Here is a 7288-nt window from a genome sequence, read left to right on the forward strand (position 1 = left end):
AAATCAGCTTTTTGTCTGCGCATATCACAGGGCAAACAAAATGATGAGTATACCGTATTATGTGAGGGAGGTGTCCAAGGACTATGAAACGTACGTATCAGCCTAATACATTGTGGAGAAAAAGAACCCATGGTTTCCGTGAACGTATGAAAACCAAAGGTGGTAGAATCGTTCTGAAAAGAAGACGTGCAAAAGGCAGAAAAAGATTATCTGCTTAATAGGCCGCAATCGTGGCCTATTTTTCCTATTATGGCAGGATTAGATCATGATGAAATTACCTAGAAATCGAATCGTAAAAAAGAATAAAGAAATCCAAGCGATCTATCGAGGCGGTAAGTCGTATGTGACGAGATATTTTATCTTTTATCTGTTCCGTACGAACGATGTACCGATCCGTGTCGCTGTCGCAGCAGGTAAGAAGCTCGGCAATGCTGTTATCAGAAATTCTGTAAAACGGCGTCTTAGAGAGATATTCCGTCAGAATCAATCTCAGCTTACAGGGAGCGGTCAAGTGCTCATCGTTGGGCGAAAACCGATGCTCGATGCTGATTACCGCGATATCGAGAAGGCTTTTTTGTCGGTATGCCGTAAGATCAAAAGGGAGCAGGAGAGAGGATAGGCGTGAAAAGAGTATTACTCTTTTTAATACACTTTTATCGCAGATTCATTTCGCCGCTCAAACCGCCGACGTGTCGGTTCTATCCGACGTGTTCTCTTTATGCTGTACAAGCGATCGAGAAATACGGTGCTTTCAAAGGAAGCTATCTTGCTGTGAAAAGAATCTTAAAATGTCACCCGTTTCATAAGGGTGGCTATGACCCTGTGGAATAAATAGAATAGGTTTGGGGATGTGAGTTTTTTGTTTGAAATTTTCGATATCTTTATCGGCTTTTTACAAACGATTTTAACCTTTTTCTACGGCATCACAGAATCCATCGGTTATGCCAACTACGGTTTGGCGATCATCTTATTGACGATCGTTATCAAAATGCTTCTCTATCCGTTGACTGTTAAACAAGTACGGTCAATGAAAGGGATGCAGATCCTTCAGCCGAAAATGAAAGAGTTGCAGGAAAAATACGCGAAACAACCTGAAAAGTTGCAGAAAGAATTGGCGATCCTCTACAAAGAAACAGGCGTCAACCCGCTTGCGGGCTGCTTGCCGATGCTCGTACAGATGCCGATCCTTATCGGTATTTTCTATGCGATTCGTGATTTTTCGTACGTATCGACGCCGTCGTTCTTATGGCTGCAAGATCTGAGTGCAGTCGATCCGACGTGGACGCTTCCGGCAATCGCTGCGATCTCCACGTATATCCAGTCGAAACAGACGTCGCCGAGCGATAATAAACAAGCGAAAGTAATGACGGTACTTCTTCCGCTCTTCATCGGTTATATCTCTACGACGTTCCCGTCCGGTCTTGTACTGTACTGGGCAATGAGCAACGTGGTACAGATCGCACAGACGTGGTGGATGTATCGTATGAATGAGGATATCAAAAGATGACTACTGTTGAAAAAACCGGCAAAACTGTCGAAGAAGCAGTTGCATTAGCACTGAAAGAACTCCAAGTAACAGAACATGACGTTACGGTAGAAGTTTTGGAACAGCCGAAAAGCGGCTTTTTGGGACTCATTGGCACACGTCCGGCAAAAGTTGCCGTTACGCTTATCGAAAAAGAAGAGCCTGCAGAGGAAAAAACGATCACTGTGGAAACAGTAGAAGACGCGCCCGTCATCGGTGAAGATCCTATCGCGGTTGGTAAAGCGTTCTTGATGGATGTTTTCGCAAAAATGAATTTGACGGTAGCGATCGAAGTCGAAGAGAAAGAAGAAGTCGTTCTCTTCGATCTCAAAGGCAACGATCTCGGTATCTTGATCGGCCGTCATGGTCAGACGCTCGATGCGCTCCAGTATCTTACGAACTTGGCAGCGAACAAAAATGCGGGCGAAGGCCGCAAACGCATCGTTCTCGATGTGGAAGAATATCGCAAACGTCGTGAAGAAACGCTCGTACGCCTTGCACATCGTTTGGCTAACAAAGTCAAACGCCGCAACCAGCGTATCGTTCTCGAACCGATGAGCCGCCATGAAAGAAAGATCATTCACATGGCACTTCAGGACGACCCGCAGATCGCAACGTACAGCGAAGGGGAAGAACCGTATCGCAAGATCGTGATCGCGGCAAAAAGATAATCAAAAAACGACTGAAAACCCTGTAATTCATTACAGGGTTTTCTTGAATTTTACAGAATGGAGGAGTTTTTATGACAGAAGATACGATCAGTGCCGTGGCGACTGCACCGGGTGAAGGCGGTATCGGTATCGTTCGCATCAGCGGAAGTGATGCTGCAGCTATCGCAAGTAAGATATTCCGTCCGCACAGCGGAAAAAGTGTGGCAGATATCGCATCGCATCATGCAACGTACGGAACGGTCATCGATCCAAAAACAGGGGAGACGGTCGACGAAGCACTGCTTCTCTTGATGTACGCACCCCATTCTTATACCAAAGAAGATGTCGCAGAGATCCAGTGTCACGGCGGTATCGTTTCGCTCCGTAAGATACTCTTGTTGACGTATGCGTACGGTGCGCGTCCAGCAGAAGCAGGCGAATTTACGAAACGAGCGTTTTTAAACGGTCGTCTTGACCTCACCCAAGCGGAAGCCGTCATCGATATCATACGTGCGAAAACAGACGCATCACAAGAGATGGCAGTCAGCCAGCTCACAGGCAAGCTGTCCGCAAAGATAGGCGAGCTTCGTCATAACCTTCTTCATCAGATCGCCGCACTTGAAGCGGCAATAGACTTCCCTGAAGAAGATATTGAAGAAACGGCAGTCGAAGAAACGTGTGAGGTCGTCAAAAACACGCTTCAAGATATCAATACGCTCCTGAAAGGTGCATCGGTCGGACGCATCTTAAAAGACGGTCTAAAAACAGTCATCGTCGGCAAGCCGAATGTCGGAAAATCGAGCCTCATGAACGCCCTTTCCGAGAGCGACAGAGCCATCGTAACGAACGTACCGGGCACGACGCGTGACGTTATTGAAGAATATATCAACCTCGGCGGTATTCCGCTCCGTATCGTCGATACGGCAGGGATCCGTGAAACGGACGATATCGTTGAAAAGATCGGTGTCGAAAAATCGCAGGAATGGATCGAACAGGCAGACCTTATCTTATTCCTTTTAGATGTTTCACGTGAAATATCGGAAGAAGACGAAGATATCTTCCGTTTGATCGAAGGCAAAAAAGCCCTTATTATATTAAATAAAAGCGACCTTACTGCAAAGCTTGACCGCGCCGACATCGAAGCACGAGGGACAGGTCATACGGTGCTTACCATCGCGGCGCAGACGGGCGACGGGCTCGATGAACTCAAAGAAGCCATCACCGATCTCGTCTACGAAGGCACTGTCAAGCAGGAAGAAAGTGTGTTGTTGACGAATACTAGACAGATTCACTTACTCGAAAAAGCATCTCGCTCCCTTCGCGGAGCAGAAGATACGATCGGCGCTGGAATGCCTGCCGACTGTATCGTGATAGACCTTCGCGGTGCGTGGGAAACGCTCGGTGAAGTAACGGGAGATGCCGTAGGTGACGATATCATTGATCAGATATTTACACAATTCTGTATCGGAAAATAAAGGAGAGAAGCTCATGTTTGTGGCAGGAACGTATGATGTCATTGTAATCGGTGCAGGCCATGCAGGGTGCGAAGCGGCACTCGCGGCAGCTCGCATGGGAAAAAAGACACTCTTGACTACACTCAGCATGGATAATATTGCAATGATGCCCTGCAATCCGTCTGTCGGCGGCCCTGCAAAAGGCCATCTGGTGCGCGAGCTCGACGCACTTGGCGGTCAGATGGGTATCAACATTGACAAAACGAGTATTCAGGTACGAATGCTCAATACAGGCAAAGGCCCTGCGGTGCACGCACTTCGCGCGCAGGCAGACAAAAAAATATACCAGAACACGATGAAGCAGACGGTCGAAAATGTAGAAAATCTCACTGTCAAACAGCTTCTTATCGACGAACTCATCGTAGAGGATAACCGTGTCAAAGGTGTCCGCATCGAAACGGGCGAGGTATTCTACTGCGACGTTGCCATCCTCGCGACAGGCACGTACCTCAGCGGTAAAGTCATCATCGGCGATCTTATCTATTCGGGCGGGCCGATCGGTCAGCGCAGTGCAGACAAGCTGTCGGACTCGATCGCCAAGCTCGGTATCCGTATGATGCGTTTCAAGACGGGTACACCTGCCCGCGTAGACAAACGCACGCTCGATTTTTCGAAAATGTCCATTCAGCCTGGTGACGATACCGTACACAACTTCTCGTTCATGTCGGATATCTCTGCGCGCGACCAAGTACCGTGCTGGCTCACATACACGAACGAAACGACGCACAACATCATTCGCGAGAACCTTCATCGCGCACCGATGTATACAGGTACCATCAGCGGCACAGGCCCTCGTTATTGCCCTGCCATCGAAACGAAGATCGTCCGTTTCGCCGAAAAAACATCGCATCAGCTCTTTATTGAACCCGAAGGCCTCGACACGAACGAAATGTACGTACAAGGCATGTCCACGAGCCTTCCGATGGACGTACAGTATGCATTCCTTCGCACTATACCGGGTCTTGAAAACGTAGAGATCATGCGCCCTGCGTATGCCATCGAATATGACTGCTTCGACCCGACACAGCTCAAGCCGTCGCTTGAATTTAAAACGGTACACGGCCTCTTCTCGGCAGGTCAGTCGAACGGCACCTCGGGCTACGAAGAAGCCGCAGCACAAGGTCTTATCGCAGGGATCAACGCCGCACTCCTCTTAGACGGCAAAGAACCGCTCATCTTGTCGCGCTCCGATGCATATATCGGCGTTCTTATCGACGATCTCGTTACCAAAGGTACGAACGAACCGTACCGTATGATGACATCGCGTGCCGAATATCGCCTTATTTTGCGGCAAGACAACGCAGATATGCGCCTTACCGAGATCGGTCGCAAGATCGGCCTCGTACAAGACGACAGATGGGAACGCTTCACCGCGAAAAAAGCGGCTATTGCCGAAATGACGGAATATCTCAAAACCAGAAAAGTATCGCCGACAGCCGAAACGCAGGAAAAACTCCGCGCACTCGGCTCTGCGGAACTTAGAAGCGGTCAGCCGATGTACGACCTCCTTCGTCGCCCCGAACTGACATATGCGATGCTCGAAGAAGCATTCGAACTGCCGCCTGTAGCAAAAGAAGTCGGCATGCAGATCGAGATCGAAGCCAAATATGACGGCTATATCCAAAAACAGCTCGAACAAGTCGAAAAAGCACGCAAGCTCGAAGAAAAATTGCTCCCCGATACGCTCGACTACATGAAACTCGACGGCCTCAGACAGGAAGCACAGCAGAAGCTCAGTGATATCCGTCCGCGTTCCGTCGGTCAGGCATCGCGTATCTCCGGCGTATCGCCCGCAGACATCACGGTGCTCCTCATTTATCTTGAAAAGCAGCGTCGTCAGGGGGATGCGAATGTTTAAGGAATATCTGAAACGATACGCTGACGAAAAAGGCTATCCGATGACCGACGAATGTCTTGATGCGTTCACCACGTACTACCATACGCTCGTCGAATGGAACGAAAAGATGAACCTCACGGGCATCACCGAGCCGCGTGAAGTCGCACTCAAGCATATGATAGACTCGCTCACTGTCTACGACGAAAAATACTTCCCCGAAGGTGCGCGCGTCATCGACGTCGGTACGGGCGCAGGCTTTCCCGGTGTACCGCTTGCCATCTATCAACCGCATCTTAACATCACGCTCCTCGACTCCTTAAAAAAACGCCTCACGTTTCTTGATGAAACGCTCAAACTGTGCAAAAGAGAAGCTGAGCTCGTCCATGCGAGAGCCGAAGATGCGGGACGCGACAGCTCCCACCGCGATTCTTACGACGTTGCCGTCAGCCGTGCCGTCGCAAGACTCTATCGTCTGGCAGAATGGTGCTTGCCATTCGTCAAAGTCGGCGGTGTCCTTCTCGCCATGAAGGGCGCCAAATGCCAAGAAGAAGTCGACGAAGCGAAAAAAGCCATCTTCCTATTAGGCGGCAAGATCGAAGAAGTCAGAGAAATATCCCTTCCCGAGCTTGACGACAAACGTGCCATCGTCGTGATACGCAAAGTAAGCCCCACGCCGAAAGCGTATCCGCGTCGCCCTGCGGTAGCCGAAAAAAAACCGCTTCTCTAAACAGGAATATCATACGATAATGACGAAACCTCCTAATAAATGGAAATTTATTAGGAGGTTGATTTTTTCTGTGAAAACGCTGGGGCAACTGTTGAAGATAACAGGATTGCACGAGGAAAAACGTGCAGAGCGTACAAGAAGGACGCGGACAGTTAGGACGGAGAATACGGTACTGCGCGTGAAGATAGAAGACGTCTTCACCAATCCGTTCCAACCGCGCAAACAATTTGACCAAGAAGCCTTGTGGGAGCTGTCCGAATCGATACGTGACTTCGGGATACTCCAGCCGCTTCTTGTGAGAAAAGGAGCGTACGGCTATGAGCTTATCGCAGGTGAGCGAAGACTGCGGGCGGCAAAGCTGGCAGGCTGTGATGATGTACCTGTACTTGTACGTGAGATGACCGACGCGCAGATGGCGGAGATCGCACTTATCGAAAATCTGCAACGAGAGAATCTCCACTTCTTCGAAGAAGCCGAGGGGCTCGAACGGCTTCTGACAGAATTCTCCTTCACGCAGGAGAAGCTCGCGCTCCGTATGGGCAAGAAGCAGTCGACTATCGCGAACAAACTGCGCCTCCTCAAACTGTCGCCTGCGGTAAGACAACGAGTGCAACAAGAAAAGCTGTCCGAGCGTCATGCGCGTGCCCTTCTTGCCATAGACGATGAGCGTACACAGCTTGTTGTTGTGGAAGAAGTCTGTCGGGAAAAGCTCAACGTTCGCCAGACGGAACAACTCATTCAAGAGGCGAAAAAGCCGAAAACCATAGCGCAGAAAACGGCGAAACAGAATGTCGTACGGCTCGTACGTGATGCGCGTATCTTTCTCAATTCGCTCAACCATATTATTGGCGAGATGAAGCGGTCGGGGCTCAATGTCGAGGTAGAGGAGAAAGAAGAGCGTGATGCTATCACCGTCACGATGAAAGTACCGCGCAGCAAGTAGGGCGTTTCACGTGAAACGAAGAAAAAAGCCTTTCCGTTTCGGAAAGGCTTTTTCTTTCATTGTCGATATGGTCGGTTTGTTTCACGTGAAAC

At 49.4% G+C, this 7288-nt stretch carries 9 protein-coding genes; all 9 read left to right on the forward strand.

Annotation, left to right across the window (positions count from 1 at the left end):
• The first annotated feature begins 83 nt into the window (after positions 1–83).
• Entirely contained in the window at positions 84–218 is a 135-nt protein-coding gene (gene rpmH / locus IJN28_02230; protein ID MBQ6712592.1) for a 50S ribosomal protein L34, read from the forward strand.
• A 47-nt stretch (positions 219–265) separates the two neighbouring features.
• Positions 266–619: a ribonuclease P protein component gene (gene rnpA / locus IJN28_02235; GenBank protein ID MBQ6712593.1), complete on the forward strand. Its 354-nt coding sequence runs from the start codon at positions 266–268 to the stop codon at positions 617–619.
• A 2-nt stretch (positions 620–621) separates the two neighbouring features.
• Positions 622–831, forward strand: coding sequence for a membrane protein insertion efficiency factor YidD (gene yidD / locus IJN28_02240; GenBank protein ID MBQ6712594.1), 210 nt, complete (start codon positions 622–624; stop codon positions 829–831).
• 28 nt (positions 832–859) lie between these two features.
• Positions 860–1507, forward strand: coding sequence for a membrane protein insertase YidC (locus IJN28_02245; GenBank protein ID MBQ6712595.1), 648 nt, complete (start codon positions 860–862; stop codon positions 1505–1507).
• A complete protein-coding gene (locus IJN28_02250; protein MBQ6712596.1) occupies positions 1504–2196 on the forward strand; it encodes a protein jag in 693 nt (230 codons plus the stop codon). Before IJN28_02245 ends, IJN28_02250 begins: the two co-directional genes overlap by 4 nt.
• Before the next feature lie 71 nt (positions 2197–2267).
• Positions 2268–3650 carry a tRNA uridine-5-carboxymethylaminomethyl(34) synthesis GTPase MnmE gene (gene mnmE / locus IJN28_02255; GenBank protein MBQ6712597.1) on the forward strand — a complete coding sequence of 461 codons (1383 nt, stop codon included), beginning with the start codon at positions 2268–2270 and terminating at the stop codon, positions 3648–3650.
• A gap of 13 nt (positions 3651–3663) precedes the next feature.
• Complete coding sequence (gene mnmG, locus IJN28_02260) at positions 3664–5547, forward strand: tRNA uridine-5-carboxymethylaminomethyl(34) synthesis enzyme MnmG (GenBank protein MBQ6712598.1); 1884 nt, start codon at positions 3664–3666, stop codon at positions 5545–5547.
• Positions 5540–6253, forward strand: coding sequence for a 16S rRNA (guanine(527)-N(7))-methyltransferase RsmG (rsmG, locus tag IJN28_02265; protein MBQ6712599.1), 714 nt, complete (start codon positions 5540–5542; stop codon positions 6251–6253). The genes mnmG and rsmG overlap by 8 nt, the downstream gene beginning before the upstream one ends.
• 70 nt (positions 6254–6323) lie before the next feature.
• Positions 6324–7196, forward strand: a complete 873-nt coding sequence (locus tag IJN28_02270) for a ParB/RepB/Spo0J family partition protein (GenBank protein ID MBQ6712600.1) — start codon at positions 6324–6326, stop codon at positions 7194–7196.
• The last annotated feature ends 92 nt before the right edge of the window (positions 7197–7288 follow it).

Source organism: Selenomonadales bacterium (assembly GCA_017442105.1).
Lineage (GTDB): Bacteria > Bacillota > Negativicutes > RGIG982 > RGIG982 > RGIG982.

Bases quoted from the DNA above. Each gene is read 5' to 3' on its own strand.
- rnpA (MBQ6712593.1), top strand. From the start codon at position 266: ATGATGAAATTACCTAGAAATCGAATCGTAAAAAAGAATAAAGAAATC.
- mnmE (MBQ6712597.1), top strand. From the start codon at position 2,268: ATGACAGAAGATACGATCAGTGCCGTGGCGACTGCACCGGGTGAAGGC.
- IJN28_02250 (MBQ6712596.1), top strand. From the start codon at position 1,504: ATGACTACTGTTGAAAAAACCGGCAAAACTGTCGAAGAAGCAGTTGCA.
- mnmG (MBQ6712598.1), top strand. From the start codon at position 3,664: ATGTTTGTGGCAGGAACGTATGATGTCATTGTAATCGGTGCAGGCCAT.
- rpmH (MBQ6712592.1), top strand. From the start codon at position 84: ATGAAACGTACGTATCAGCCTAATACATTGTGGAGAAAAAGAACCCAT.
- rsmG (MBQ6712599.1), top strand. From the start codon at position 5,540: ATGTTTAAGGAATATCTGAAACGATACGCTGACGAAAAAGGCTATCCG.